This is a genomic window from Streptomyces albireticuli, assembly GCF_021228125.1.
GTDB lineage: Bacteria > Actinomycetota > Actinomycetes > Streptomycetales > Streptomycetaceae > Streptomyces > Streptomyces albireticuli.
This window is the reverse complement of the sequence record NZ_JAJQQS010000014.1, coordinates 68,739-94,784: the sequence shown is the minus strand read 5'-3', so window position 1 is coordinate 94,784 and position 26,046 is coordinate 68,739. Positions and strand designations below refer to the sequence as shown.

At 74.2% G+C, this 26,046-nt stretch carries 17 protein-coding genes; 4 read left to right on the top strand and 13 right to left on the bottom strand.

Annotated elements, in window-relative coordinates; translation table 11 throughout:
• Positions 1 to 2: 2 nt before the first annotated feature.
• Both LUZ64_RS24305 and LUZ64_RS24300 read left to right on the top strand, forming a co-directional pair.
• Entirely contained in the window at positions 3 to 515 is a 513-nt protein-coding gene (locus tag LUZ64_RS24305) for a hypothetical protein (protein ID WP_095583939.1), read from the top strand.
• Positions 515 to 1,642 (top strand): serine/threonine-protein kinase, encoded by a 1,128-nt coding sequence (locus LUZ64_RS24300; protein WP_095583940.1) that lies wholly within the window; start codon positions 515 to 517, stop codon positions 1,640 to 1,642. Before LUZ64_RS24305 ends, LUZ64_RS24300 begins: the two co-directional genes overlap by 1 nt.
• Positions 1,643 to 1,667: 25 nt before the next feature.
• Here the strand turns inward: LUZ64_RS24300 and LUZ64_RS24295 are convergent, their stop codons facing one another.
• The 9 genes from LUZ64_RS24295 to LUZ64_RS24255 form a co-directional block, all read right to left on the bottom strand.
• Positions 1,668 to 3,020: a condensation domain-containing protein gene (locus LUZ64_RS24295; RefSeq protein WP_095583941.1), complete on the bottom strand. Its 1,353-nt coding sequence runs from the start codon at positions 3,018 to 3,020 to the stop codon at positions 1,668 to 1,670.
• 17 nt (positions 3,021 to 3,037) lie between these two features.
• Positions 3,038 to 5,317 (bottom strand): IucA/IucC family protein, encoded by a 2,280-nt coding sequence (locus LUZ64_RS24290; RefSeq protein WP_095583942.1) that lies wholly within the window; start codon positions 5,315 to 5,317, stop codon positions 3,038 to 3,040.
• A 72-nt stretch (positions 5,318 to 5,389) separates the two neighbouring features.
• On the bottom strand, positions 5,390 to 6,913 hold the full coding sequence (locus LUZ64_RS24285) for a pyridoxal phosphate-dependent decarboxylase family protein (protein ID WP_232398737.1): 1,524 nt from the start codon (positions 6,911 to 6,913) through the stop codon (positions 5,390 to 5,392).
• Complete coding sequence (locus LUZ64_RS24280) at positions 6,900 to 8,273, bottom strand: diaminobutyrate--2-oxoglutarate transaminase family protein (protein ID WP_095583943.1); 1,374 nt, start codon at positions 8,271 to 8,273, stop codon at positions 6,900 to 6,902. Before LUZ64_RS24280 ends, LUZ64_RS24285 begins: the two co-directional genes overlap by 14 nt.
• Before the next feature lie 97 nt (positions 8,274 to 8,370).
• Entirely contained in the window at positions 8,371 to 10,959 is a 2,589-nt protein-coding gene (locus LUZ64_RS24275) for an AMP-binding protein (RefSeq protein ID WP_232398735.1), read from the bottom strand.
• Positions 10,960 to 11,015: 56 nt separating this feature from the next.
• Positions 11,016 to 12,236 carry an alanine racemase gene (locus LUZ64_RS24270; RefSeq protein ID WP_095584292.1) on the bottom strand — a complete coding sequence of 407 codons (1,221 nt, stop codon included), beginning with the start codon at positions 12,234 to 12,236 and terminating at the stop codon, positions 11,016 to 11,018.
• Between the two features lie 70 nt (positions 12,237 to 12,306).
• Positions 12,307 to 14,379: an IucA/IucC family protein gene (locus LUZ64_RS24265; protein ID WP_143593428.1), complete on the bottom strand. Its 2,073-nt coding sequence runs from the start codon at positions 14,377 to 14,379 to the stop codon at positions 12,307 to 12,309.
• Positions 14,380 to 14,400: 21 nt separating this feature from the next.
• Complete coding sequence (locus LUZ64_RS24260; protein ID WP_095584294.1) at positions 14,401 to 16,185, bottom strand: IucA/IucC family protein; 1,785 nt, start codon at positions 16,183 to 16,185, stop codon at positions 14,401 to 14,403.
• 40 nt (positions 16,186 to 16,225) lie between these two features.
• Positions 16,226 to 17,545 carry a preATP grasp domain-containing protein gene (locus tag LUZ64_RS24255; RefSeq protein ID WP_095584295.1) on the bottom strand — a complete coding sequence of 440 codons (1,320 nt, stop codon included), beginning with the start codon at positions 17,543 to 17,545 and terminating at the stop codon, positions 16,226 to 16,228.
• 579 nt (positions 17,546 to 18,124) lie between these two features.
• Between LUZ64_RS24255 and LUZ64_RS24250 the strand changes: the two genes are divergently transcribed.
• On the top strand, positions 18,125 to 19,744 hold the full coding sequence (locus LUZ64_RS24250; RefSeq protein ID WP_095584296.1) for an ABC transporter transmembrane domain-containing protein: 1,620 nt from the start codon (positions 18,125 to 18,127) through the stop codon (positions 19,742 to 19,744).
• A complete protein-coding gene (locus tag LUZ64_RS24245) occupies positions 19,741 to 21,480 on the top strand; it encodes an ABC transporter ATP-binding protein (RefSeq protein ID WP_095584297.1) in 1,740 nt (579 codons plus the stop codon). The genes LUZ64_RS24250 and LUZ64_RS24245 overlap by 4 nt, the downstream gene beginning before the upstream one ends.
• A gap of 130 nt (positions 21,481 to 21,610) precedes the next feature.
• On the opposite strand, the gene LUZ64_RS24240 is transcribed toward LUZ64_RS24245, so the two are convergent.
• The 4 genes from LUZ64_RS24240 to dpgB are packed head-to-tail and all read right to left on the bottom strand — an operon-like array spanning position 21,611 to position 26,021.
• Positions 21,611 to 22,648 (bottom strand): methyltransferase, encoded by a 1,038-nt coding sequence (locus LUZ64_RS24240; protein WP_095584298.1) that lies wholly within the window; start codon positions 22,646 to 22,648, stop codon positions 21,611 to 21,613.
• Positions 22,645 to 23,964: an aminotransferase-like domain-containing protein gene (locus tag LUZ64_RS24235; RefSeq protein ID WP_095584299.1), complete on the bottom strand. Its 1,320-nt coding sequence runs from the start codon at positions 23,962 to 23,964 to the stop codon at positions 22,645 to 22,647. Before LUZ64_RS24235 ends, LUZ64_RS24240 begins: the two co-directional genes overlap by 4 nt.
• Before the next feature lie 6 nt (positions 23,965 to 23,970).
• Complete coding sequence (gene dpgC / locus LUZ64_RS24230; RefSeq protein ID WP_095584300.1) at positions 23,971 to 25,290, bottom strand: (3,5-dihydroxyphenyl)acetyl-CoA 1,2-dioxygenase DpgC; 1,320 nt, start codon at positions 25,288 to 25,290, stop codon at positions 23,971 to 23,973.
• The gene (gene dpgB, locus LUZ64_RS24225) at positions 25,287 to 26,021 is read right to left on the bottom strand and encodes an enoyl-CoA-hydratase DpgB (RefSeq protein ID WP_095584301.1); all 735 of its coding nucleotides are present in this window, start codon (positions 26,019 to 26,021) and stop codon (positions 25,287 to 25,289) included. The genes dpgC and dpgB overlap by 4 nt, the downstream gene beginning before the upstream one ends.
• Positions 26,022 to 26,046 lie beyond the last annotated feature (25 nt).

The following is a 26,046-nucleotide window of genomic DNA, read 5'->3' as shown; positions in this document are numbered from 1 at the left end:
GCATGGACGCCACGAACACCGCCGCGGACTTCCGGCCCACCCACGTGGTGCCGCCCGACGGGCTGCCCACCTGGTCGTCCCCCGACGGCGCCGTGCCCACCGAGCCGCTCGACCCGCTGCTCCCGGTCCGGCTCCTGGACCGGCTGGGCGACTGGGGCCGGGTGCTCTGCTCCAACGGCTGGGCGGCCTGGGTCGACGGCCGGCTCCTCGTACCGCTCCCGCAGGGCCCGCCCGCCGCGAGCACCCCGCTCGCCCGGACGGCCGAGGCCCGCGGCCTCCTCACCCGGGTCGAGCAGACGCTCGGCCGCTACCGGCGCGCGGCGGAGGAACTGGCGGCGGGCCGCGTGGACGGCGAGACCTTCCGCCGGACCACCCACGGCCTGCGCATCGGCGTGGTCGTCGACGGCGAGTCCGTCTGGCTCTACGACGCCGAACGCGACGGCTGGCTCTACTACGACGGCACGGCGGCGACGGCGTTCGCCGCACCCGGCGCTCCGTCCGGGAGCGAGGGCTGATGGCGGGCGACGAGCCGCTCCGGCCCGGCGTCCCCGTGGAACGGCCCTCCGCGCTGATCGGCCGCCGGATCGCCGCGTACCGCGTGGAGAGCGAGATCGGCCGGGGCGGCATGGCCGTCGTCTACCGCGCCCGCGACCTGCGCCTGGGCCGTACCGTCGCCCTCAAACTGCTGGCCCCGGAGCTGGCCCGCAACGACACCTTCCGCAAACGATTCGGCCATGAGTCCCAGGTCGCGGCGGCCATCGACCACCCGCACATCGTCCCCGTCTTCGAGGCCGGCGAGGCCGACGGCGTGCTCTACATCGCCATGCGCTACGTGGCCGGCCAGGACCTCCGCGCGCTGCTCGACCGCAGCGGGCCGCTGTCCCTGGCCGTCGCCTGCCGCATCGCCGTCCAGGTGGCCTCGGCCCTCGACGCCGCCCACGCCCACGACCTCGTGCACCGCGACGTCAAACCGGGCAACATCCTCGTCGCCGAGGGCACCGACGCCGACCACCCCGAGCACGTGTACCTCACCGACTTCGGGCTGACGAAGAAGTCGCTGTCCCTGACCGGCTACACCCGGGTGGGACAGTTCGTCGGCACCCTGGACTACGTCGCCCCCGAGCAGATCTCCGGCAAGCCCGTGGACGGCCGCTGCGACGTCTACAGCCTCGCCTGCGTCGTCTACGAAATGCTGTCGGGGGCGCCGCCGTTCCGGCGCGACGACGACATGGCCCTGCTCTGGGCGCACCAGTACGATCCTCCGCCCCGGGCCTCCGACAACATCCCCGGCCTGCCCGCCGCGGCCGACGAGGTCCTCGCCACGGCCCTGGCCAAGTCCCCCGACGACCGCTACGACAGCTGCCTCCAGTTCGTGACGGCGCTGCGCCGGACGGCGGCGGGCGGCGTGGTGGCCTCGGGTCCGCCCGCGGGGCACGAGGCCACACGGGTGGTGCGTGAACCGACGCGGATGGCGCACGAGCCGACGCGAGTCGTGCACGAGCCGACGCGCGTGGTGCGCGGGTTGGCGGCGTTGCCTCAGGAACCGGAACCGGAACCGGAGCGGGAGCCGGCGCCGGAGCGGGAGCCGGTGCCGCTGCCGCCGCGGTGGGCGGCGGCGGTCTTCCCCGAGCTGTGGCGGTAGGCCCCGGCTCCGGCCTCAGGGCGCGTCAGGGCCTTGGCGCCTCGCCGATCGTGCGGTCGAGGTCGCCCAGCAGGAGGTCGAGGGCTTCCTCGTACCGAGCGGCGAAGCGCTCGACGGACTCCTCGCGGTAGAGGTCCGGGTTGTACTGGAACTCGATGGTCGTCCGGCCGCCGCGGCTGCCCACGTGGAAGGTGACGTCGGTGGTGCTGACGCTGCCGCCCAGGTCGTAGGGGGTGCCGCGGACGCCGGTCAGGGCCGGCGGCGGGGCGGGCTCGTTGTGGAAGGTGAACAGGACGCGGAACAGCCTGGGCGGCGGAGAGCCCTCCTCCCGCATCGCCGCCACCACGGCGGGGAACGGCACGGCCTGGCAGCCGAGCGCGTCGCCGAGCTTCGCGGCGGAGAGGTGGAGCAGGTCGCGCAGGGTCCGCTCGGCGGGCGGACGGGCGCGCAGGACATGGGCGTTCGCGAAGTAGCCGACGGCTCCGAACGTCCGGGCCCGGGTGCGGTTGGCCATGGGGACGCCGACGGTGATGTCCTGACTGCCCGTCAGTGTGCGCAGCAGCAGGTGCAGCGCGGAGAGGCTGACGGCCGCGAGGGTGACGTTCTCACGGCGGGCGAGTGCGGTGAGGGCGTCGCTCGTCGCCTCGGGGAGCGGGAAGGCCCGGCGTTCACCCGTGAACGTCTTCTTCGGGGGCGCGGGGTTGTCGTAGGGGAAGGTCGTGGCGTCGGTGAAGCCCGCCAGCTCCGAGAGACAGCGGCCGAGGAGCTTCCGCGCCCTGGGCGTCCCGGTCCACGCGCGCTGTTCGGCGGCGAACTCCGTGAACTGCAGCGGTGGGTCCTGCAAGGAATGCGGCTCGCCGGTGGTGGCGGCACGGTAGAGCTCGGACACCTCGCGCCACAGCACGCCCATCGACCAGCCGTCGAAGACGATGTGATGGGCGACCACCAGGAGGAGGTGGTCGCGCTCGCCCGCGCGGTAGAGCGTGAAGCGCGACAGCGGGGCGCCGGCGGGCGGGAACAGGGCGTCGGCGTCGGCGGCCACCCGGCGCCGGAGGGCCTCCTCGCGACCGGCTTCCGGGAGCCGCTCCAGGTCGGTGGTGAGGTCGACGAACGTCAGGGGGTCCGGAGCGGGGGAGTGGAGCACCTGCCGTACGGTGCCGTCGGCGTCCCGGCGCAGCGAGGTGCGCAGGGCGTGGTGACGGGCGGTGACGGCGGCGACGGCCTCGCCGAGGGCCCGGGTGTCCAGGGGGCCGCTGAAGCGATGGGCTTCGGACATGTTGTAGGCCCGGCTGACCTCGGGGTCGGCCAGCATCGGCGGGTAGAGGCGTTCCTGGGCGGGCGAAGCCGGGTACGTCGTACCGTCCGCGGGGACGTGCATGGTCGTGTGCTTCCTTCTCAGGCCGGCGGGAGGAGCGGGTTGGGGACCTGTCCCACACCGGCGGGCATGGTCACCTGCCGTGAACGGCCCTCGCGCAGCAAGGGGCCGAGGACCAGCCGCGAGGGCCAGACGGGTGCCCGCAGCAGCTCCCGCCGGACGGTGTCGGCCACGGCGGACGGGGGGTCGGTGCGTGCCAGCGCGGTCTCGACGGCCTCCGGCAGACGCTTCCAGAACAGGCTCTCGTCGATGCCGTGCGCGCGGGCCAGGGCGTCGGCGACGCCGTAGAGGTTGACCTGGACGCCCAGGGTCTGGAGGAAGCCGACGAGCTCACGTCCGGTGGGAACGCACACGGAGTCGGGGTCGCCGGGCTTGATCCGGTACCCGGGGAGGGGGAGGCCGGCGTCGGCCATCCAGCCGGGGGTGAACCGCAGGGTGTCGTGGTCGCGCAGGACGAACCGGCGGGGCAGGCCGTTCTCGAGGACGACGACCACGTTCTGCCCGTGGAGCTCGGGCAGCACGCCGTGGCTCAGGTACCCCACGGCCATGGTGAGGAAGGAGTCGGCGAGTTCCCCGAAGAACTCCAGGGCCCGGGCCGGTCCCCAGGGCCCGGCCGAGCGGGCACGGGCGAGTGCGGGGCCGAGGAGGTCCCACTCGTGGGCCGCCAGCGCGGCCATGGGCATGACGAGCTGGTGTGGGGCGTCGAACACCCCCCGCGGGTACAGACGCACCTGAGCCGCCAGCTGCCCCGGCAGGACGGCGGTCGGCGGTTTCGCCGTCGAGGGGCTGCTCCAGCCCGCCCAGGTGCGCTCGTCGCAGACGAGGGCGAGGTCGCGCAGGAGCGGGTCGCGGTCGGCGATGGTGCGCAGGGTGGCCTCGGCGAGTTCACCGTTGTCCAGGTCGCCCGGTACGAGCAGGCGGGGCACGCCGAGGGTCGTCACGTTCAGCGGCAGTTTGACGTGGACGTGCGGACGGGTGGCGCCGGCCAGGGTGCGCAGGGAGGAGGTGGGGTGGAACGCGCCGAGGGCGGCGGTGAGCGGCACCGGACCGTCCGCGGTCCGCCGGTGGCCGTCGGCGAAGAGGTGGTGGTACTGCCAGGGGTGGACGGGGAGCGGCTGGTGGGTGGCCTCGTCCAGCCGGTGACGTGCCATCAGCTCAAGGAGGGCGTCGGTCTCGGAGCCGGTGAGCAGCAGGTGGTGGAGGGCGCCGGAGGCGTCGGCCGAACCGTGCCGGCTGTCCTGGCGGGGTACGGCGACCCAGGCCGGCGACAGGGCCTGGTCGCGCAGGGGGCCGTAGGAGGTGGCGTCGGCGGCGGACCAGCCGGTGGCGGCGCGCGCGGTGGGGTGGAAGGGGCGGTTGCGCAAGGAGGCCAGGCGCTCACCCGCCACCAGGCAGTGGGGACGCGGCAGCAAGGGGTGCCCGGAGGTGACGCCGGACGGTTCGCCGGGTGAGGGCGTCCCGGTGCCCGCGTGCCCGCCGGTCGCCGTGCCGGGCGTACGCGGCGTGCCGGCGGGCTCCGGGGGTGTGACGAGACGGCGCCGGACGGCCAGTGTCACGGCGGTGTGCTCGACCGCGGTGCGCAGGTCCTCCAGCACCTGGTCGGTGTAGCGGGCCGGGGTGTGACCGGGGACGGGCGGGCGGGAGAGCGAGTCGTCCTGGAGGAGGCCGAGGAGCGCGGCGGGGTGGAGCGTCTGCACGGGCCGCGGCGACACGTCTTCCCGTACGGCCGGCGACGGCTCGCGGCGTCGTGCGGGCGCCGTCCCGTCGTGGACCGGTGAGGTCCCGTCCTGTGCCGTCGGCCCGTCCTGGACCCGGGCCGGGTCGCCCTCGGCCGGTGCCGTGCCGTCCGCCACCGGTGCCGTTCCGCCCTCGGCCCGTGCCGTGCCGTTCCCTCGCGGCCCCGGGACGGCCCCGGCGGACGGGGCGAGGGCGCCGGGACCCCCGTGCCACACCGGCCCCCGGGAGAACCTCCACGCCTGCAGGGCCGTGACCCGGCGGGCCCGGAAGCAGATCCAGCCTCCGTCGAGGTCGACGCGGAACCAGCTCTCGTGGGAGCGGAGTTCCTGGGCGGCGAGACGGTCCGGGACGGTTCCGGAGCGGCGCCGGGCGACGTCGTAGAGGTTCTCCTGGATCAGGGTGTCCACGAGGTCGCGCATCACGAGCTCGGCCGCCCGCTCGCCCCGGTCGTCCGGCTCACCGCCGGGTGGGGGCACGGCCGGGTCCGCGGTCGTGCCCGAGGGGTCCAGGAGGGCCGTACGGGGGTGTGGCGGGGCACCGGCCGCACGGTACAGGTCGGTCATTCGCTCGTTCTCACTTCATTGTCGGTCGGCGTCCCGGTGTCCGCGCCCGGCTGCCGGTGCGCGGAAGGGGTGTCAGGGAGCTTCTGCCGCGCCCGCCCGGGCCACGGCCTCCACAAGCGCGTCGACCGTGCCGGGCGTGGTGTCGGGGTTGAGCAGCGTGAGCTTGACGTACACGGCCTCACGCCCGGTGACGGGGTGCGGGGCGGTCGTACGCCCCACGACCGCGCGGCCCTCGGCCAGCAGGCGCCGGCGCAGCCGGGCGTTGACGGCGTCCGTGACGTCCTCGGGGGCGCCCTCGGGGAGGTACCGGAAGACGACGGTGCTCAGGGTCGGGGGCGCGTAGAGGTCGAGGCGGGGGTGGCCGGCGACGGCGCGGGCGGCGTGCAGCGCCAGGTCGTGGCACCGGTCGACCATGGCGCCCAGACCGGTGCGGCCCAGTGCCTTGAGGGTGACGGCGATCTTGGCGGCGTCGGCGCGGCGCGTGGTGCGCAGGGAGTGGCCGAGCAGGCTGGTGTAACCGGCCTCCTCGTCGTCCTCGGGGTTGAGGTAGGCCACCTGCCGGCCCAGCGGATCGAGGTCGGCGGCGTCGCGGGTGAGGAAGACCCCCGATGCCACGGGCTGCCAGCCGAACTTGTGCAGGTCGAGGGTGATCGTGTCGGCCTCCGCGAGACCGGCCAGCAGCGGGCGGAGCCGCTCGGAGAAGAGGGCTCCCCCGCCGTAGGCGGCGTCCACGTGCAGCCGGGTGCCGTGCCGGGCGGCGAGAGCGGCGATCCGCGGCAGCGGGTCCACGGCGCCGAGGTCGGTGGTGCCCGCGGTGGCGACGATCGCGACGGGGATCTCGCCGCGGTGCCGGAGCGCGGTCAGTTCCTCGTCCAGGGCCGACGGGTCCATGCGGTGGCCGGAGTCGGTGGGGACCGCGATCACGGCGTCCTCGCCGAGGCCGATGAAGCCGGCGGCGCGGGCGACGGAGAAGTGCGCGGCGCGGGAGCACAGGACGCGCGGGCGGGCACCGGAGGGGACGCCGGTGCGGGCGGCGGACAGGCCGAAGTGGCGCGTCACGGCGTGGTCGCGTGCGAGGAGGAGCCCCATCAGGTTGGACTCGGTCCCGCCGGTGGTGACGACGCCGGAGGCCGTGGCGGGGTCGTAACCGGCCAGGCCGGCGAGGGCGCCGATGACCGAGCGCTCGACGGTCGTGGCCGCGGGCGCCTGGTCCCAGGAGTCCAGTGACGGGTTGAGGGCGGACGCGGCCATGTCCGCGGCGACGGCGACGGCCAGCGGCGGGCAGTGCAGATGACCGGCGCAGGCCGGGTCCGCGGGGTCGGCGGCGCCCGCGGCCAGCAGACGTGTCACCTGGGCCAGCGCGGCGGTCGCCCCTGCCCCCTGTTCGGGGAGCGGCGTACCGAGCCGGGCCTCCCACCGGCCCGCGAGCTCGCCGGGGGCGCCGGCCGGAACGGGCCCGCCGCGCTCGGCGGCCCCCTCGCTCAGGGCCGCGACGGCCGTGGACAGCAACTCGCCCAGCACCGCGGGGCCTTCCTGGCCCAGGGCCAGGGCGTGCGCGGGTACGGCGGGCGGGAGAAGGGGCTCAGCGTGCTGCACGGGTGCTCGCCTCCAGGGCGTCGGTGAAGCGTTCCAGGACCGTCTCGGCCTCGTCGTCACTGATGATGAGCGGTGGCAGCAACCGGACGACCGTGTCGTGCCGGCCGCCGAGCTCGACGATGAGCCCGCGGTCGAGGCAGGCCGCGCGTACGGCGCGGGCCAGCGCGGGATCGGCCGGAAGGCTGCCCAGGATGTCGGGCTCGCCCTCGGGGTCGACCAGTTCCACTCCGAGCATCAGTCCCCGGCCGCGTACGTCGCCGATGTGCGCGTACCGTGCGCGCAGCTCTTCCAGGCGGGCGAGCATGCGGGTCCCGAGGGAGGCCGCGCGCTCGGCCAGCCGGTTCTCGGTGATGTACCCGAGGGTCGCCGCGCCCGTGGCCATGGCCAGGGTGGTGCCGCGGAAGGTGCCCGCGTGCGCGCCGGGCTCCCACACGTCGAGGTCCCCGCGGTAGACGACGACGGCGAGCGGAAGGCCGCCGCCGATGGCCTTGGAGGCGACGAGGACGTCCGGGACCACCCCGGCGTGCTCGCTCGCCCACAGCGTGCCGGTGCGTCCCATGCCGGTCTGCACCTCGTCCGCGATCAGCGGTATGCCGTGCTGCCGGGTGATCTCGCGCATCGCGCGCAGCCAGTCGGCGGGGGCCGGGACGACACCGCCTTCGCCCTGGACCGGTTCCAGGATCATCGCGGCGGGCGGTACGACTCCGCCGTTGGGGTCGGCGAGGAGCCTGCGCGCGTACTCGGCGGCGGCACACGCCCCGAGGTCGCCGCCGAGCCCGAGGGGACAGCGGTAGGGATAGGGGTAGGGGAGGCGGGTGACGTCCCCGGCGAAGCCCCCGACGCGGGCCTTGGCCGCGACACCGCCCGAGACCGCCAGGGCACCGGTGGTCATCCCGTGGTACGCGCCGGTGAAGGCGGCCAGCCCCTGGCGCCCGGTGGCGGACCGGGCCAGCTTGAGCGCGGCCTCGACCGCGTCGGTGCCGGCCGGGCTGCAGAACTGGATACGGGCGGTACGCGCGAGCGCGGGCGGAAGCGTGGCGAAGAGGGCCTCGGTGAACGCGTCCTTCTCGGGGGTGGCGATGTCGAGGGTGTGCATCGGGCGACCGCTGTCGATCACCTTGCGCATCGCCTCGACGGCCACGGGGTGGTTGTGCCCGAGGGCCAGGGTGCCCGCGCCGGAGAGGCAGTCCAGATAGGTCCGGCCGTCGGCGCCCTCCACGGTCATGCCCGAGGCCCGCACGGGGACGATCCTCAGGTGGCGGGCGTAGGTGCGCGCGGACGACTCCCGGGCGTCCTGACGGCGCAGGATGCCCTCCATCTCCGGTTCCGTGGCTGCCGGTGTCGGCTCTGCCGAGGACATAGGTGCGGGCACTCCTGATCAGTGGGGAAAGGGGCGTACGGAGGTAGGGGTGGCGCGGAGGTGAGGGGAGGCGGCCGGCCGCCTCCCCTCACCTCCCTCAGCGCGTGCCGAGGTCGTCCTCGACCAGGCGCGCCAGCGACTCGACGGTGGGCGAGGCCAGGAAGTCACCCACCATGACATCGGCACCGAGCTCGTCCTCGATGCGGGCCAGCATCTCCATCAGGTGCATGGAGTCGCCGCCGGTGCCCACGAAGTGCTCGCGCAGGCCCACCGCCTGGAGGCCGAGGACCTCGCACCAGATGCGGGCGACCTCCTCCTCCGTCCCGGTACGGGGAGCTTCCGGCCCGGGGCCCGCCTCGGGCGGGGCAGGCAGCCGGGAACGGTCGAGCTTGCCGGTCAGGCCCACCGGGAGGCTGTCGAGCACCACGACGCGGGCCGGCACGGCGTGGTCGGGCAGCTGACGGCCGAGGTAACCGAGCAGCTCGTCCTCGTCCGGCGGCAGGAAGGTGGGGGAGGTGACGTAGGCCACCATGCGCGGCCCGTGCGACGGCTGCCGGTCGGTGACGACGGCGGCCTGACCGACCGTCGGGTGGACGCGAAGGAGCTTCTCCACCTCGGCGGGGTCCGCCCACTGGCCGCGTATCTTGACGCGCTGGTCGCGACGGCCGCAGAAGACGAGGCTGCCGTCGGGCAGCCGCCGGGCCAGGTCTCCCGTGCGGTACAGCGGCGTTCCGTCGGTGTCGGCCGTGAAGGCCGCGGCGGTGCGCCCGGGGTCCTGCCAGTAGCCGCGTGCGACGGCGGTGCCGCGCAGGACGAGTTCGCCGAAGACCTCGGTGGGCCGGCCGCTTCCGTCGGTCAGCAGGGCGTCGACGCCTTCGACCGGAAGGCCGACGGGCAGCGAGGCGCGCAGGGCGTCACCCGGCCGCACCAGGTGCTGGAGCGCCAGGGTGCACTCCGTCGGGCCGAGGCCGTTGACCAGCACGCAGGGGGAGGGGAAGACGGAACGGAAGGAGGCCGCGTCGGCGCCGGTCGCCTCCTCGCCCCCCAGGACGACCACGCGTACCGCCTCCAGCGCGGTGCCGCCGGTGCCCCGGCCCCGCACGTCGCCGTCCCGCGTGGGGCCCGTCAGGTGCCGGAAGACCGTGGGGGTGCAGTGCACGACGGTCGCGCCCGCGTCCGCCAGGGCGGTGCGCAGGGACGCGGGGGAGTGCGTGGTGGGGTCGACGACCTCCAGGCAGGCGCCCGTCAGGAGGGCGCCGAACAGGTCCATGACGCCCGCGTCGAAGGAGTACCGGGCCAGCAGCGGGACGCGGTCGCCCGGGCCCAGGCACAGCCGCGTGGCGTAGGTCAGGGCATGGCGCAGGACGTTGCCGTGCGTCTGCACGACGCCCTTGGGCGCGCCGGTGGTACCGGAGGTGTAGAGCACGTACGCCATGTCGTCCGCCACGGGTGAGGACGAGCCGGGGGCGGCGGGGCCGTCGGTGGCCTCCCTGGCCGAGCGGGGCGCGGTACGGGCGTCCTCCCCCACGGCGGGCAGGCTCAGGACCGGGAGGGCGGGGGCCAGGGCCGCGGCCCGGTCGGCGAGGCCGGCGTCGCACAGGACGGCGTGGGCGCCCGCGTCGGAGAGGATCGCGGCGAGCCGGGCGTCGTCCAGACGGGGGTCGAGGGGCACATAGGCGGCGCCGGCCTTGAGCGCCGACCAGACGCCCAGCACCGCGCCGGTGTCGTGCCCGCACAGCAGCGCCACGCGGCCGCTTCCCCCGGCCGGGGGCCGGGGGAGACGCCGTGCCGTGGCGTCGGTGAGCCGGTCGAGCTCCGCGTAGCCCAGCGGACCCGAGGGGCCGCGCAGCGCGGGGCGGCCGGGGTGGGCGGCGGCGGTGGCCCGGAAGCGGTCCACGAGGCTCTCGGCCGTACCGGGGGCCGGGGGCGTGAGGTGACCCGCGGGCGCGGGGATCCGCCAGGGGGCGGGGGCGGCTACGGGCGCGTCCTCGACCGGAAGTTCGGCGACGGGCCGGCCGGGTTCCTCCTCGGCGGCGCCGAGGAGGGTGGCCAGGTGCCGGAGCAGACGTTCCGCGGTCGCCCGCTCGTAGAGCTCCGTGTTGTAGGTGAGGCGGAGGGCTACGGAGAGGGCGGTGGCGTCAAGGGTGAAGACCATGTCGTGCGGGGGTGCGCCGGCGGTACCGGTGCCCGTCCCGTGGCCGGTGGCGAGGTGGTGGAACGCCACGGCCGTCCGCGGGGCGTGCTCGTCGGATCCCGTCTCCCGCCGCGGGAGCCGGGCGGCGGAGGCCTCGTCGGTGGTGTCCCGGTGGACGCGGTCCCACAGCGCGGTGAAGGACCCCTCCGGGTCGACCTGGGCGTACAGCGGCGCCGGTACGTACGCGCCGGCGGGGAGACGGACCGTCAGGACGAAGCCGGTCCGGGCGGTGTGACGGTGCAGAACGGCGCACAGCGCGGCGAGGGCGAACGCGGGGGAGCGCTCGTCCTCCGGCCGGAAGCGCGCGTGCGGGGCGGTACCGGGCGCCAGGAGCAGTTCCTCGGTCGCGGGACGGAACGCCTGGGGGACGCTGCGGGGCCGGTCGGCCGGCACCTCGACCGGGGTCGCGTCGTCGGGCGCGTGGCGTCCGTGGTCGTCGGGGGCTCCCGAGGCCGCGCTCCGGGGCGCGCCGGCGATGCCGTTCAGTCGCATGGGTGTTCTTTCGTCGGTGGTCGGGGGCGCGGGCGGACGGAGCGCGCGGTGGCCGGTCAGGTGGTGAGGAAGTCCGGGTGGGGATGGCTGAGGAAGTCCCGGTGGGAGATCTCCCAGCCGTACGCCCCGGCGAGCGGGAAGACCACGACGTCGCCGGCGCGCAGCAGACCGACGCGGGGGGCACGGGTGAGGACGTCGGCCGGGGTGCCCAGCTCACCGCAGAGGGCGACGGCCGAATCCCGGATCTCGGGACGGTCGAGGGGCCAGGGCCAGTCGTCGACGCCGACCACGGCGAAGGGGTGGTCCGCCCGGAGGACGGCGGGCAGCCGGAACTGGTGGATGCCGCCGCGCAGGACGGCGAAGGCCTGGCCGTGGTTGTGCTTGAGGTCGAGCACCTCGGCGCAGTAGTAGCCGTGATCGGCGACGAGCGAGCGGCCGGGCTCGATGACGAGCTCGGTCCCGGTGAGGGCCTCGGCCCGCTCGTGCAGGCCGGCGGCGAAGTCGTCCCAGGCGAAGTGCCGTCCGGCACCGGTGTAGTCGACGCCGAAGCCGCCGCCGATGTCGAGCACCTTGGTGGGGACGCCGTGGCGTGCGCGCAGTTCGGCGGCGAGGGCCAGACAGCTGTCGACGAACGCCAGATGGGACGCGGCGTCGGTGTTGTTGGACACCGAGTGCAGGTGCAGCCCCTCGACCTCGATGTGGGGAGCGGCCAGCGCGGCGGCGATCACCTCGGGCAGCTGCTCCTCGTCGACGCCGAACTGCGTGGCGACACCGACCATCTGACGGGTGCCGGTGACGAGCGGGCGGCGGGTGTTGACGCGCAGCTGGACGCGGGCCCGGGTGCCGAGGCGGCCGGCGACCGCGTCGAGGCGGGCCAGGTCGGCCGTGCTCTCCACGTTGAAGAGGTCGACGCCCGCGCGCAGTCCCTCCTCGATGTCCTTCCAGGTCTTGCCGGGGCCGTTGAAGACGACCCGGGCACCGGCGTCGGCGGCGCGGGCCTTGCGCAGCTCTCCCACGGAGGAGATCTCGAAGCCGTCGACGCGGGGGGCCAGGGCGCGCAGCACCTCGGGGCGCGAGTTGGCCTTGATCGCGTACAGCAGGGTGCAGGCGTCCGGGAGGGCGGCGCGCAGGCGCCCGGCGCCCTCGGCGATGGCCGTCGTGTCGTGGACGTAGGCGCAGAACGGCTCGGCGCGCTCGCGGGCGGCGGCGATGCCGGTGCGGATCTGCTCGGCCACGTGCGCGGGCAGCGCGTGACCTTCGTGGCGGTGGGTCTGCATGGTGGTGGGTTCTCCCGCGCGGGGTCACCGTCCGGGGCGCCGGTGGTGACGAACAGTCAAGGGACGGGGGTCAGTGGTCGGTTGCCGCTACGGAGGGCGCGCCCGCGGCTCGGTGCAAGGGGTTGTCGACCCGCTGGTACAGCTCGCCGGCCGCGTCCCCCTCCAGCCGCATGCGGACGAACATCTTCTGGCGGAGGGCGGGCGCGCTGATCGCCGCCCGGTCGGCTCCGGCGCGGAGGGCGAGACCCGGGCGGCCGGCCAGCTCCGCGAAGGCGCGTTCGGCCTCCTCCCAGGTGGCCCGCCAGCTCTCCTCCTCGGGGAGGGCGAACTCCTCGGCGAGCGTGCCGACGAACTCGGTGACGTTCGCCCGCAGGACCGCGTAGCAGAACCGGTCGTGGAGCTTGGCGGGATCGGAGATGACGGTGACGGAGCCCGGGTGGGGGTCGAACGCGACACCGGCCTCCCGCAGGCGGCCCGCGTGCAGGCGCATGCCGGCGAAGTCGCGCAGCAGCAGCCGGACGGGCCGGCCGTCCCGGAAGACGACCACGGTGTTCTGGAGGTGGCTCTCCAGGGCGATGCCGTAGGCGACCATCAGGGTGAGGGTGACGGGCAGGAGCAGGCCGAGGTAGTCGCGCAGGACGGCGCGGGCGGCCTCCAGGTGCCCGATGTCCCGGGCGCGGGCGTACTGGACGACGAGGTCGGCGAGGAGCGTGCGCCCCGTGACGGGCGAACGCGCGAACAGCGCGCAGCCGCTCAGTGCGCTCTCGCCGGGGGCGACGTGGGAGGAGAGGTCCTCGCGCAGCAGCAGGGAGAGGTTGCGCCGGAGGGCGTCGCCCCGGCCGGGCTCCAGCTCGGGTCCGCCGGGGGAGTCCGAGGCGAAGGAGAGGCCCGCCAGCTCGCGTACGGGCCGGGCCCGGCGGGCGAGGCCGGGCTCCGCGGCGAAGATCTCCGTGAGGATCCGGCTCACGGCGGGGCCGTTGCGCGTCGAGGCGGGGGAGATGTTGCGCCGGGTGGAGGTGAGCAGGACGTCCAGGGAGGTCTTGACGACCAGACGGCGTCCGTCCGCTCCCGGCTCGGTCACCACGCTGCGCACGGACGCGGTCGGGCGGGCCGGCAGGACGGCGTCCGGCAGGAGGACGACGGTCCCTTCGGCGATCTGGGCGGCGTAGCAGGCGGGAATGGTGTGGTCCGCCTGCCAGGGGTGGACGGGGTAGACGCGGAAGCCGTCCGGGTCCAGGCCGCGGTCGGTCAGTTCGCGGCGGGCGTGGCGGTAGAGCGCGGGGAAATGGCCGGCGAGGATCTCGTCGGCCTCACGGCCCTCCGGGTCGGGGGTGGCGAGGGTGTGACCGGTGCGGACGGCCACCAGGCGCAGGCCGGTGCGGCCCGCGTTCTCGGCCGCGTAGAGGTGGTTCTCCTCCGGGAGCATGCCCTTGCGCACCCGGCCGCACGGGTGGATGTTGTGCCCCTCGGCGCACAGCCCGTCGGCCAGGAGGTTGATGTCGTCGGCGTCGGTGTCCCGGCCGAGCAGCGCCAGGAGCTCTCCGGCGTCCCGGGCCCCGAGGCGGCGGGCGGTGGCCGCGAGGGCCTCCGAGCGGAGGTCGACGTTGGTGTGGGAGAGGGCCAGGTTGGCGACCGAGTCGGCCACCTCGGCCGTGAACTCCTGCCAGGCCCGGCGGTGTCCGGGCGCGGCGAGCGGGGTCAGGGCCGTGAGCAGGGTGACGGGGTGGCCGACGAGTTCGCGGCCGTTCGCGGTGATCAGGCAGACGGTCGGGGTGGTGCGGGTGCGGCGCAGGGTCGACCGGTCGATGACTCCGACGGCCAGCAGGGTCCCGTCGGTGACGGGCAGGAGCAGGACGCCGGTGGCGCCCTCCTCGGTGAGGACGTCCAGCGCCTCCCGGCCGAGGAGGGCGCCCGCCTCGCCGGAGGGGTCCGCCGCCAGGGTGCGGACCCCGGCGGAGGGCCAGACCTCCTCGCGCAGGAGCGCGGCGAGGAGCCGGGTCATGGTGCCGCGCGCGGCCCGGGGTAGCCGGGCCGGGTAGGCGGCGGCCCGCTCCGGGTGGTGTGCCGCGAGGTGGGCCAGCATCCGGTGCTCTTCGTCGGTGACGGGGACGGCGGCCACCGGGCTGGTTGTGGTGACGGTCAACGCAGGGCCTCTCGTGCGTGCTTACGCGCCGCGGTGCAGGGGGTTGGCCACGCGCCCGTGGAAGACGATGCTGGGGCGCTTGGCCATGTCCCGGTAGCCGTCCTGGAGCAGGCGGTGGCGGTTGAGGCAGAGGCGGTCCAGATCGGGGGCGAGGAGGTCGAACAGGGCGTAGCGGTCCGCGAGTTCGGGGAAGCGCTCCTGGTAGCTGAGGATCTCCTCGCGGACCAGGGTCCAGAAGGTCTCCTGGGGGACGCCGAGGTGCTGCTCGACGAGGTCGGCGAGGTAGCGGAAGTGGCCGACCAGGAGGGCGCCCTGGATGTACTGGCAGAGCATGTCGGGCGACTTCGAGCGCAGGGCCCGCGCCACCGGCTCGGGCATGCCGGCGGCCTGCGGCAGGGGCACTTCGGAGACGTTGACGTCGTCGACGAAGTCCTTGACGGCCAGGCGCACGGGGACGTCCTGCTCGTCGAAGACCACGATGGCGTTCTCGCCGTGCGGGGAGAACGCGACGCCGTACTGGTAGAGGAAGTGCAGCAGGGGCGGCAGCAGGGCGCCGAACAGGCGTGCCAGCCAGTCCTGGGGCGACAGCCCGGAGCGGGTCACGAGTTCGGTGACCATCGCGCGGCCGGTGCGGTCGGTGTAGAGGAGGCTTGCCAGGGTGCGGGCCCGCTCGCCGGAGTCCAGGAAGGAGGCGAGGGGCTGCCGCCAGATCACGCCGAGCATCTCGCGGTGCTGGTAAGGCGCGTCGGGCATGGTGCCCAGGACGGGGTGCGGCACGGCGACGGAGGCGACCTCGCCCAGCAGCACCACACGTGCCTCGTCGCGCAGGAAGGGGTCGGCGTCGCGCAGTCCGAGCACCCAGCTGGTCAGGGCGGGGGCGGCGCAGGTGCGGGCCGTGGGCAGGCCGCGCCAGACCAGCGTGTTGAAGATGGTCAGCGGCAGCTTGACGTGCCGTCGCCCGGGTGTATCGATGTTGGTGAAGGTGCGGATGGACTGCTGCGGCAGATAGCGGTCGGGGCCGTCCCCCAGGGGGACGACGCGTCCTTCGGCGATCTCCCCGCCGAAGACGGGCACGACCGTGCGGTCCCACTGCCAGGGGTGGACCGGCAGCCAGTGGTAGTCGCCGGGGTCCAGGCCGCGTTCCGTGAGGCGGGCGGTGAAGGCCGCGCGGGTGGCCTCGTCGAGCTCCTCGGCCAGGATCCGCTCCTGGGAGAGCCCGCTGACGGCCTGATAGGTGGCCAGGTCGCGGTGGACGGCCATCCACGGCAGCCGCAGCGGCTCGCGCGACTCGGGGGCGTAACGGGCGACGTCGGAGGCGGTGAAGCCCATGCGGCCCTTGTTGGGGATCAGCCACGGGTGGCCGGTCTGGTGGCCTTCGAGCTCGGCGTAGGGCAGGTCGGCGAGTTCGCCGACGCCGGGGGAGTCGCCGGTGAGGAGGCCGGTGTCGGCGACGAGCGTGGCCGTCAGTTCGCACACCAGGTGGCCGGCCGTGTCCCCGGCGATGCCGAGCGCGGCGTAGGCCTCGCGCAGGAACCGCACCGCGTCGTCGGCGTCCGCCTCCTGCCCGTCGGCGTCGCGCCGGCGCAGCGACGCCGGGTCGACGTGCCAGGACTCGAAGGCGCCGCGGCGGGCCTCGAAGAGGTACCCGACGCCGTCGGGCAGGTCGACGCGGTACCGGCCGGGAGCGACCTCGGCGGGGGTCAGCAGCTGCTCGAAGGAGAGCTCGGCGAGCGTCTTCGCCAGCAGCTCGCGGTTGGCGGCACGCCAGGCGGGGCCGGTGAGGGTGGCGGGTACGAACAGGGACATGGGTCTCCTCGCGGTGGGGCGGTGGCGGGCCTGGTGGGCGTCAGCGCGCGGACTTCCGCGCGAACAGCGAACCGAGCTGCCGGTCGAGGGACCAGGCGGTGTCCAGGTCGGGGGCGGCGATGCAGTACATGACGCCGTTGCGGCCGTCGAAGGCGTTGGTGAACAGCACACCGGTACGGGTGGCGGGGTCGTAGGCGTGCCCCGAGGCGGTGAGCCGTTCCAGGGCGTCGGCGAAGGAGCCGACCGCCCAGCCCTCGGGCCACACGCGTTCCAGGATGAGGCGGTCCGTGCCGTAACCGTCCCCGATCACCTGCTCGCCCAGCACCGCGTAGATGTGGGTCGAGCCGGTGATCCGGCCGTTGTACTCGGTGAAGAGGACCTCGCGGCGGGGGGTGACGATGGCGTCGGTGGCGCACCTGCCGCGGTATCCCATGGCGTGCAGGGATTCGCACAGCTCGCGCCCGCCGTCGACGAGCGCCCGCATGACCTCGGGCTCCAGGCCCACGCACGGCATGACCTGGCCCACGGCGTACGGGGCGGACAGCAGCTCGCCGTCGCCGGCCAGTTCCACGCCCTCGTCGGATATGAGGTACTCGGTGAAGTAGGCGGAGCTGTCGCGGTGGTACCGCTCGACCACGGGGCGGCTGCGGCCGCCGCCGGTGAGCCACTCCCACCGTTCGTCGAGGTAGGCGCGCACGGCGGCGCGGTCGGGGACCGTGACGGTGCGGCGGGCGCCGATGGGGCGGATGCCGCCGGTGGTGCTGAGGATCTCGTTGCCGTGGCCGCCGGAGAGGAAGTCGTGCTTGACCATCACCGGCTCACCGCTCGCGAGGAGTTCGACGATGGTGGTCTCCGCGACGTCCTTGCTGGTGGCGACCGCGCCCGCCGGGACGGGCACGCCGGCGCCGCCGGCGAGGGTGCGGAAGACGGACTTGCTGTTGGTCAGCGGTCCGCCGCCCTGGTCGACGAAGCCGTAGCCGGGGAGGGCGGCGGGCGCGCCCAGGGTGCGGGCCAGGCGGGCGACGGCGGCGTCCGGCCACAGGGAGAAGACCTCGGTGACCGCACGGCCTCCGAGGGCCGCGCGCAGGGCCGCGACGAACTCGGGCCGGGCCAGCCGGCCGGGGCTGAGCGTGCCCTCGCCGCCCTCGTCGCTCGGGGGGACGACGACGGTGAGCGTGTTCCGGTCGACGCCGGTCAGCGCGGTGGCGTAGGCGAGGAAGTCCTCGTCGATCGCCGCGGGCAGTACCAGGATGTCTCCGTCGGCGGCGAACCACGCCAGCCGCTGGACCCACCACCCGGTCCACCCCCGGTCGGTCCGTACGTCCTCGCTGAAATCGTTGCCGACAAGTACACGGGTCACGGGTGTTTCTTCCCCATCGGTCGGGCTCCGGCGGCCTTGACGACCACCGGCGCGTTCTGGAAGCCCAGCGGCCGGATTCCGGTGTCGAAGTCGCTCTGCGGTTCCCGGCCGTTTCCACCCCGCATTCCGGGCGATCGCAGCGGGCATCCGGTCCCACTCGCGGACCTGAAACGAAGGCGACTCCACCATGGCGTGACGAGGCGGGTCCACGGGAGCGTCCACCGCCCCTGGGCAAACGGCCCCGGAAGCACTTGAACGAGCTTCCGAAGTCCCCCTCGCATTGCCAGCGCCTTACCTTACAACGTGTTGGTTGATGGTCGGAACCAGCAGTTCCATGGGATACTCGACCGCGCCCATCACCCGGTTGACCAGCCATCACGTCCCGCGTCGGGCTGAAGAGCCAGATGGCCCGGCATGTGGAATCGGCAGATTCGATGCAACTGACAGGCATTCACTTTCTGATATTTTTACGCCGTGCGCGCTTTTCTTATATCCGATTCAAGTATCCCTGACTGCCGCTCGCCGGTCCGCTTTATCCTCCGGCTCGGTTCGGAATTCCGAATACCTCTCTTCCTCGGCATGGTCTACGGCGTGGCGACGATGGTCGCCAAGTCCCTGGTCCCCGTGGTACTTGGGCTAGCCATCGACCGCGGCATCGTGGCTCACGACCGCAGTGCCCTGTGGCTGTGGAGCGGCATTCTGCTCGCCCTCGTCGTGATGCAGGCGGGTACCACCACGCTCCAGGAGCGTTGTGATTTCGCCGTCAATTCCGGCCCGTCCTTCCGCGCGATGCAATACGTCAACCGGCACGCCGCCGTGCTCGGCGCGGACCTGCGGAAGCACGCGTCCACCGGTGAGGTCGTCAACATCGGCACGGGTGACATCGAGCCCATCGGCCGTGCCCTGGCGGCCACGTCCCGCGGCGCCGGCGCCGTCGTCGCGATCGTCCTGATCGCCGTGATCATGCTCTCCAGCGCCTGGCAACTGGGCCTGACCGTCCTGACGGGCGTCCCGCTGATCGTATGGCTGATGACCCTGGCCGTACGCCCCCTGCGGCGCCGTCAGGGAGCCCTGCGCAAACAGCAGGGGGAACTGGCGGCCTTCGCCGTCGACACCACCACCGGACTCGGCGTCCTGCACGGCTTCGGCGGCGCCGCACGGTTCGCCGAGCGGTACCGCGAGGAATCCCAGCGGACCCGGCGGCTCGCGACGCTGACCGCCCGCTCCGAAGGAGCGCTGGCGGCCGTCAAGACCTTCCTGCCCGGCGCGTTGGGCACCGTCGTGGTCTGGCTGGGCGCCCGTCTCGTCCTCGACGGCACCCTCACCGTCGGACAACTCGTCGCGTTCTACGGCTACGCCGTCTTCCTGGCGACCCCGCTGCGCTGGCTGACCGACTCCTTCGAGGCGCTCACCCGCGGCCAGATCTCCGCCGAACGCGTCTGCCGCTTCCTGCGCGCCGAGCGCCTGCTCCCCGGCGACGCCGACGGGGCGGACGACCGGCACACCGGCACACCGGCCCCCGAGGGCCCGCTGACCGACCCGCTGTCACGGCTGACCGTCCGGCCCGGCTCGTTCACCGCCGTCGCCTGCGCTTCCCCCGCCGACGCCGCCACCCTGGCCGACCGCCTGGGCCGCTACACGGAATCCGACGTCACCTGGGGGGACGAGCCACTGCGCGCACGCCCCCTCGACGACACCCGTGCGCGCGTCATGGTCCTGCGCAACGACGACCGCCTCTTCGCCGGCCCCCTGCACGCCGAACTCGACCCCCTCGGCCGCACCACACGCCAGGACCTGCTCGAACTCACCGGGACCGTCGTCGCACGCGAGGTCGTCGACGCCCTGCCCGGCGGCCTCGACGGCGAGGTGCGCAGCGCGGGCCGGAACTTCTCCGGCGGCGAACGCCAGCGCCTGCGGCTGCTCCGCGCCCTGGCGGCCGACCCCGAGGTCCTGCTGCTCGTGGAACCGACCAGCGCCCTGGACGCCCACACCGAGGCCCGGCTCGTCCAGCGGCTGCGCGCGCACCGCGACGGGCGCACCACCGTGGTGTTCACCACCAGCCCCGTCGTCCTCGGCCAGGCCGACCATGTGGCCTACGTGGACGACACCACCACCGTCGCCGCGACCGGACCGCACCACAAGCTGCTGGCCGACGGCCGCTACCACTCACTCGTGACCAGGGAAGGCGACCCGACGTGACCGTACTGCCCGTCGTTTCCTCGCAGGAGGCACGGCGCCACGCCCGCCGCCTCGTGCTGAAGCACCCCGGGGAACTGGCGACGGTCCTCGGCCTCCACGGGCTGAGCACCGCGTGCGGACTCACCGCCCCGCGCCTGCTCGGCGACCTGGTGGAGGATGTCCGGGCCGGGGTCGACTCGGTCTCCACGGCCGCCGTCCTGATCCTCGCCTTCGTCCTGGCCCAGTCCCTCCTGCTCGGCCTGGCGGTCAGCAGCACGGCCCGGCTGTCGGAGAAGGTGGTCGCCGAACTGCGCGAGGAGTTCCTCGACGACCTCCTGCGCCTCCCCCTGGCGCGCGTGGAGGAGGCAGGCGTCGGCGACGTCCTCACCCGCTCCACCCGCGACGTCGACGCCCTCGCCCGCGTCGCCCGCTACGCCCTGCCGAGCACCCTCGTGGCCCTGACCACCATCGCCACCACGGTCGGCGCGCTGCTGCTCACCGGCTGGCTCATGGTCGTGCCCGTCCTGCTCCTGGTGCCCGTGCTGTGGCCCGTCACCCGCTGGTACCTCGGCCGTGCCCGCGAGGGCTACCTGCGCGAGCGGACGTCCTACGCACAGACCGCGGAGACCCTCGCCGAGACCGTCGCCGGCGCCCGCACCGTCGAGGCCCTGAGCCGGGTGCCGCAGCGCACCGCGCGCATGGACCGGGCCGTGGAGAAGACGTACGGAGCACAGCGGCACACCCTGTGGCTGCGCTCCGTCTTCCTGCCCGTCACCGACACCGCCATCGCCCTGCCCACCGTGCTCACCGTCGTCCTGGGCGGTCTGGCCTACGACCAGGGGTGGGTCTCACTGGCGGGAGTCACCGCCGCCACCCTCTACACCCAGCAGCTGACCGGGCAGATCGACATCCTGCTGTTCTGGCAGGACAAGCTCCAGGTCGGCGGCGCCTCCCTGGCGCGCCTGCTGGGTGTCCGTCAGGAAGCCGACCCCGAGCACGCCGCGGCCGCTCCCGAGCGCGCCGCGGCCCACCGGGACCTCCGGCTGAGCGGAGCCGGCTTCGCCTACACCGACGGCCAGGAGGTCCTGCGCGACATCGACCTGACCATTCGTCAGGGTGAGCGGGTGGCCGTGGTCGGGCCGTCCGGAGCGGGCAAGACGACCCTGGTCCGGCTGCTCACCGGCACCGACCGGCCCTCCACCGGCACGGTCACGGTCGGCGACGTGCCGCTGGCCGACATCCCGCGCTCCACGCTGCGCGCGGAGATCGCTCTGGTCACACAGGACCACCACATCTTCCGCGGCACCCTCCGGGACAACCTCCTGCTGGCCGCGCCGGAGGCGGACGAGAAGGAACTGCGCGCCGCGCTGGAAGCCGTGGGGGCCTGGGACTGGGCCTGTGAGACGGGTCTGGACGCGTCCCTCCAGGGCCCCGGCGCGGAGCTCGCCCCCGACCGGGCCCAGCAGCTGTCGCTGGCCCGTCTGCTGCTGAGCGACCCCCACACCCTCGTGCTCGACGAGGCGACCTCCCTGCTCAGCCCGCGCTCGGCCCGTGACGTGGAGCGCTCCCTGGCCGCCGTGACGGCCGGCCGTACGGTCATCTCGGTCGCGCACCGCCTGCACACCGCGCACGACGCGGACCGGGTGCTGGTGATGGACGGCGGCCGGATCGTCGAGGACGGCTCCCACACCGAGCTGCTGCGCAAGGACGGCGCCTACGCCGCCCTGTGGCGATCCTGGCACGGAGCCGGCGTCTGACGCCCCGGCGCCCACGGCGAAACGCCCCTGGCCGGGCGCGGTACGGAGATCTCCTTCGTGCCGCGCCCGGCCAGGGGCGTTCCGGGTACGCGGGGTGCCCGTCCGGCCGGGCCGGGCACCCCGCCACGGGTCATGCCTTGGTGGCGACCATCAGGCTGTGCTCGTAGGGCAGACCGGTGATCGCCTCGACGGAGGGGAAACCGGCCTCGCGCATCAGCCGCTCGTACTCCTCCACCGGGTACGCCAGCCCCTGACCGGTGGCCAGCACGGTGAGGTACAGCGAGAGCCGGGCGGAGTAGACGCCGCGCTCCTGGTCGTTGAGCGTGAACCCGTAGATGAACAGGCGGCCGCCCGGACGCAGCGCCGCGTGCGCCTTGCGCAGCAGGACGAGGATGCGCTCGGGCGAGAGCACCTCCAGGCAGTGGCTGAACAGTACGGCGTCCACGCCCCCGGGGAAGTCGTCCTCGAAGAGGTCGCCCCCCTGGTAGGTGATCCGGCCGTCCGCGGCGGTGCCTTCGCTCTCCTCGGCGAGCGCGACGACGCTCGGCAGGTCGAAGATGGTGACCGTGTTCCCGGGGAAGCGCGCGAGCAGCTCACGGGCCGTCGTGCCGTCGCCGCCGCCGATGTCCAGCAGCCGCTCCCCGGGGGCCAGGCCGATGTGGTCCAGCAGGCCGCTCATGCTCTGCAGGGTGAACGCCGACATGGAGGCGTGCAGGACCGCCTCCCGCTCGGGAACGTGGGACAGCCGCTGGTACAGGGTGGGCTCGTCCCCCGGGTACCCGGCCAGGGCCGTGTTGGTGCCGGCCCGCAGCGCGGTCGTGGCGTGCGGGAACGCCGGGTAGTAGATGTCCTGCCAGCCGCGCAGGATGTGCTTCCAGCTGTCGGGACCGTCACCGGTGAGGAGCTCCGCGGCGACCGCGGTGTTGGAGTACCGGCCGTCCTCCTTGTCCACCAGCTCGGTGGCGCACAGGGCGTGCATCAGGACGCGCAGCTGGTGCGTCGGCAGCTGGGTACGGGCCCGCACCGTCTCGAACGGGGCGGGCCCCTCGGCGAGCGTGTCGAAGACACCCAGCTCGATGCCGGCCACGAGGGCGTTGAAGAGTGCCGGTCCGTTGACGATCAGGCCGAAGCGCTCCAGGAGCCGGCTGGTGTCGGGGGCGTCGTTCACGATGTGTGGATCCTTGTGTGTGTCGGGACGATCTCCTGGAGGAAGCCCGCCAGGCGGCGCACCCCCTCCTCGATCGCGGGTGTGTCCAGGTAGCTGCAGGACAGGCGCAGTTCGTGGTCACCGGCGTCGCCGATCCAGAACGGCGCCATGGGCGTCCACAGCACGCCGTGCCCGGCCGCGCAGCGCTTCAGCAGCGCGGTGTCCGCGGGCACGGGCAGCCGCATCCGGACGAAGAAGCCCCCTCGGGGGCGGTTCCAGGTCACGGCACCGGTCAGCTCCGGGCGGGAGCCGACGTGCCGGTCCAGGGCGTCCAGCAGGAAGGTGAGGTTCTCCCGGTAGACCCGGGCGCGTTCGCGGCCCAGACCGGCCAGGGAACCGCCGTGCTCGAGGAGCATGCCGGCGATGACGGCCTGGCTCAGCGGGGCCGTGTTGACCGTGACCATGCTCTTGAGCACGGCCAGCTCGTCGGCGAGCAGCCGATCCCTGCCGGAGCCGGTCACGGGCTGGTCCGCGACGACGAAGCCGACCCGGGCACCGGGCAGGCAGACCTTGGCGAAGGTGCCCAGGTAGATGACGCGGGTATCGCGGTCGAGGGCCTTCAGCGGCGGCACCTCCGCGCCCGGGGGCGCGGTGAAGGCGTAGGCGCCGTCCTCCAGCAGGAGGAGGTCCTCCTCCTCGGCCACGGCCAGCAGGGCATGACGGTCGGCCAGGCCCATCACGGTGCCGGAGGGGTTGGCGTAGTCCGGCGCCACGTACAGGGCGCGGACGCGACGTCCCTCGGCACGGGCGGCACGGCAGGCCGCGCGCAGCTCGTCCAGATCGGGGCCCCGATCGGTGTCGGCCACACCGACCACGCCCACGTCCAGCAGCCGAGCCGCTCCCACGATGCCCACATAGCTGGGGGTGGCCACCGCCAGCAGGTCACCGGGGGAGGGGCACAGCGCGCGCAGGGTGAGGAACATGGCCTCCTGCGCGCCGACGGTGATCACCACGGACTCCGGCCGGGTGGCCATCCCGTGGTCGCGGCCGAGGGCCTCGGCGACGATGTCGTTGATCAGGCCGCGGCTCGGTCCGTACTCGTGCAGGAGGCGGCGGGCCCGCTCGTCCGTCAGGCCGCGCGAGGTCCGCAGGTGGTCGAGGTAGACGTCGGTGTAGTGGGAGAGATCGGTGTTCTCCAGGTGCAGCAGCCGCGGTGCGCCCGGCGCGAAGGAGATCGCGTCGGGATAGCGGCCCATGACCTCGTTGAGGAAGCTGATGGAGCCCAGCACCGGATCCTGGAGGGAGCCGTGCAGAGCGGATTCGTCGAGCAGAGGCATCGAAAGTCACTCCCCGCGCGGCCGGCCGGGCGTCCGGGCGACCTTTTCCAGGACGTCCGTGGCGTAGAGGCGGGTGGCCTGGACGTAGGCGAATTCGGCGAGATAGGCGAGGAAGCGGTCCCGCGGTTCCTCGGCGAGAGCCAGCATCCGGCGGTTGGCGGTCACGGCCGGGTTGTCGAGGCGCGCGGCCGCGGCGTCCACGCGCGCGGTGATCTCCTCGCCCGGGACGACCTCGTCGCACACCAGCAGGGCGTCGGGATCGGTGGCGTGGATGCGGCGCCCGCCCAGGATCACCTGGCGGGCCGGGCGCGCCCCGGTCATCCGGCCCAGCCGGAAGTTGCCCGCGCCCGGCACGATGCCCTCGTTCGCGGCGGGCAGACTGAAGTGGGCGTCGTCCGCGGCGATCACGTGGTCGAAGACCATCAGCAGCTGCATGCCCCCGCCGATGGCGAACGAGTCGACCGCGGCGATCCACGGCTTGTGCCGCGTGCGGTACGGGTACGCGTCGGGGGCGGGGTCCACGAGCAGGCCGTGGGCGATCTTGGTGAGGTAGCCGAGCTCACGGCGCAGCAGGAACCCGGTCAGGGAGATCCTTCCGGCGTGGAGCTCCTTGAGGTTGATCCCCGCGCTGAAGACCCGTCTGCCCGCGTAGCGCGGGTGGGTCATCGTGCCGCCGCGTACGACGCCGACGTGGCTGGCCTCGTCGAGCAGGACGAGGTCGACCGCCGTCTCCATGTCGTCGATGAGCCGCTCGTCCTCGGCGTTGAGGCAGTGGGCGTTGTCGACGGTCAGGTGGGCGGTGGTGCCGTGGCGTTCGAGGCGCACGCTCGCGAGGCGCACGCTGCCCTCGGTCCGGAAGCGCTCGCGCAGCTCCAGGGCCCGGGGGCAGGGCAGCGCCATGGCGTCGGCGAGGTGCGGTCCGGCGTACGGGGAGCGCAGCAGGGCGCGGAAGAAGATGCCCTGGTCGATCTCCAGGCCCTCCTTGGCCGCCTGCGGGAGGGCCCGCTCCGCGGCCAGTCGCTCCTCGGCCGGGACGAGGCCGGGGAACCGGTCGGCCGCGGCCCGGGCGAGTCCGTCCAGGCGGAGGTGGACCGTGCGGCCGTCGGTGAGCGCGTCGTAGACCGCGTCGGCGTGCCGGTGGAGGAAGCGCTGCCGCAGGGACCGCGAGGCGGTGTGCAGCTCCTCGGCGAGCGCCCGCTGCGCGGGGTCGCGGAGGGGCGGGGCGGGCAGCCCTGCCAGGCGGGCGGCGGTCGCCGTGGTGTGCTCGGACAGGAGCGCCGTGTCCTCGGCGAGCGCACCGGTGAGGGTGGGCGGGGTCGTGGTCACGGGGCCTCGTTCCCGCCGGTGCTCCCGCTGCCGTCCCGGGGTGCCAGGCGGCGCAGCTCGCGGTCGCAGGCGGCCAGATGGGAGCCGAGGGCCTCCTCGTGCTCGGTGGTGGCCGCTTCGAGCAGCAGCTGCCGGCGTACGGCCATCTCGGCGCCGGCCGTGCGGCCCAGCAGGAGGGCGGCCGCGCGGACGGTGTCGTCGACCTCGGTGGTCAGCTCGTCGACGAGCCCCATGCGGTGGGCGCTCTCGGCGGACAGCTCGTGCCCCCACAGGACGAGCTGGCGGGTGCGGGCCGCGCCGATCTGGTTGACCAGACGGTGGACGGCCATGCCGGGCCAGAAATGACCCTCGTTGACGGGCAGCAGGAGCCGTAGGTCCGGGGTGGCGATGCGGTAGTCGGTGGCGAGCAGCAGGTCCAGGGCGGCGCCCTGGCAGCCGCCTTCGGCGACGGCGATGGAGACGGCCTCCAGCCGCTCCAGGCGGCGCACCGCGCGCTCCCAGCGGTTGACGTCCTGCACGCCGACCCGGCCCGGCCAGGGGCTGCGGGCGGAGACCGGTGCCCGGGTGGCGCCCAGCCGGAGGGCGAGGGTGGGCGGGACCTCCTGGTTCGCGGCCCAGTCACAGGCGTCGTCGACCGCCTTCGTGAGCTCGGCCAGCGGGCGGCCGCTGTCGATGTGCAGCGTGAGGCCGGGCCCGCCGAGGGGCTCGGTCCGTGTCGTGAGGGTGTCCATAAGGGGTTCCCTTCAGGGTCGTCGG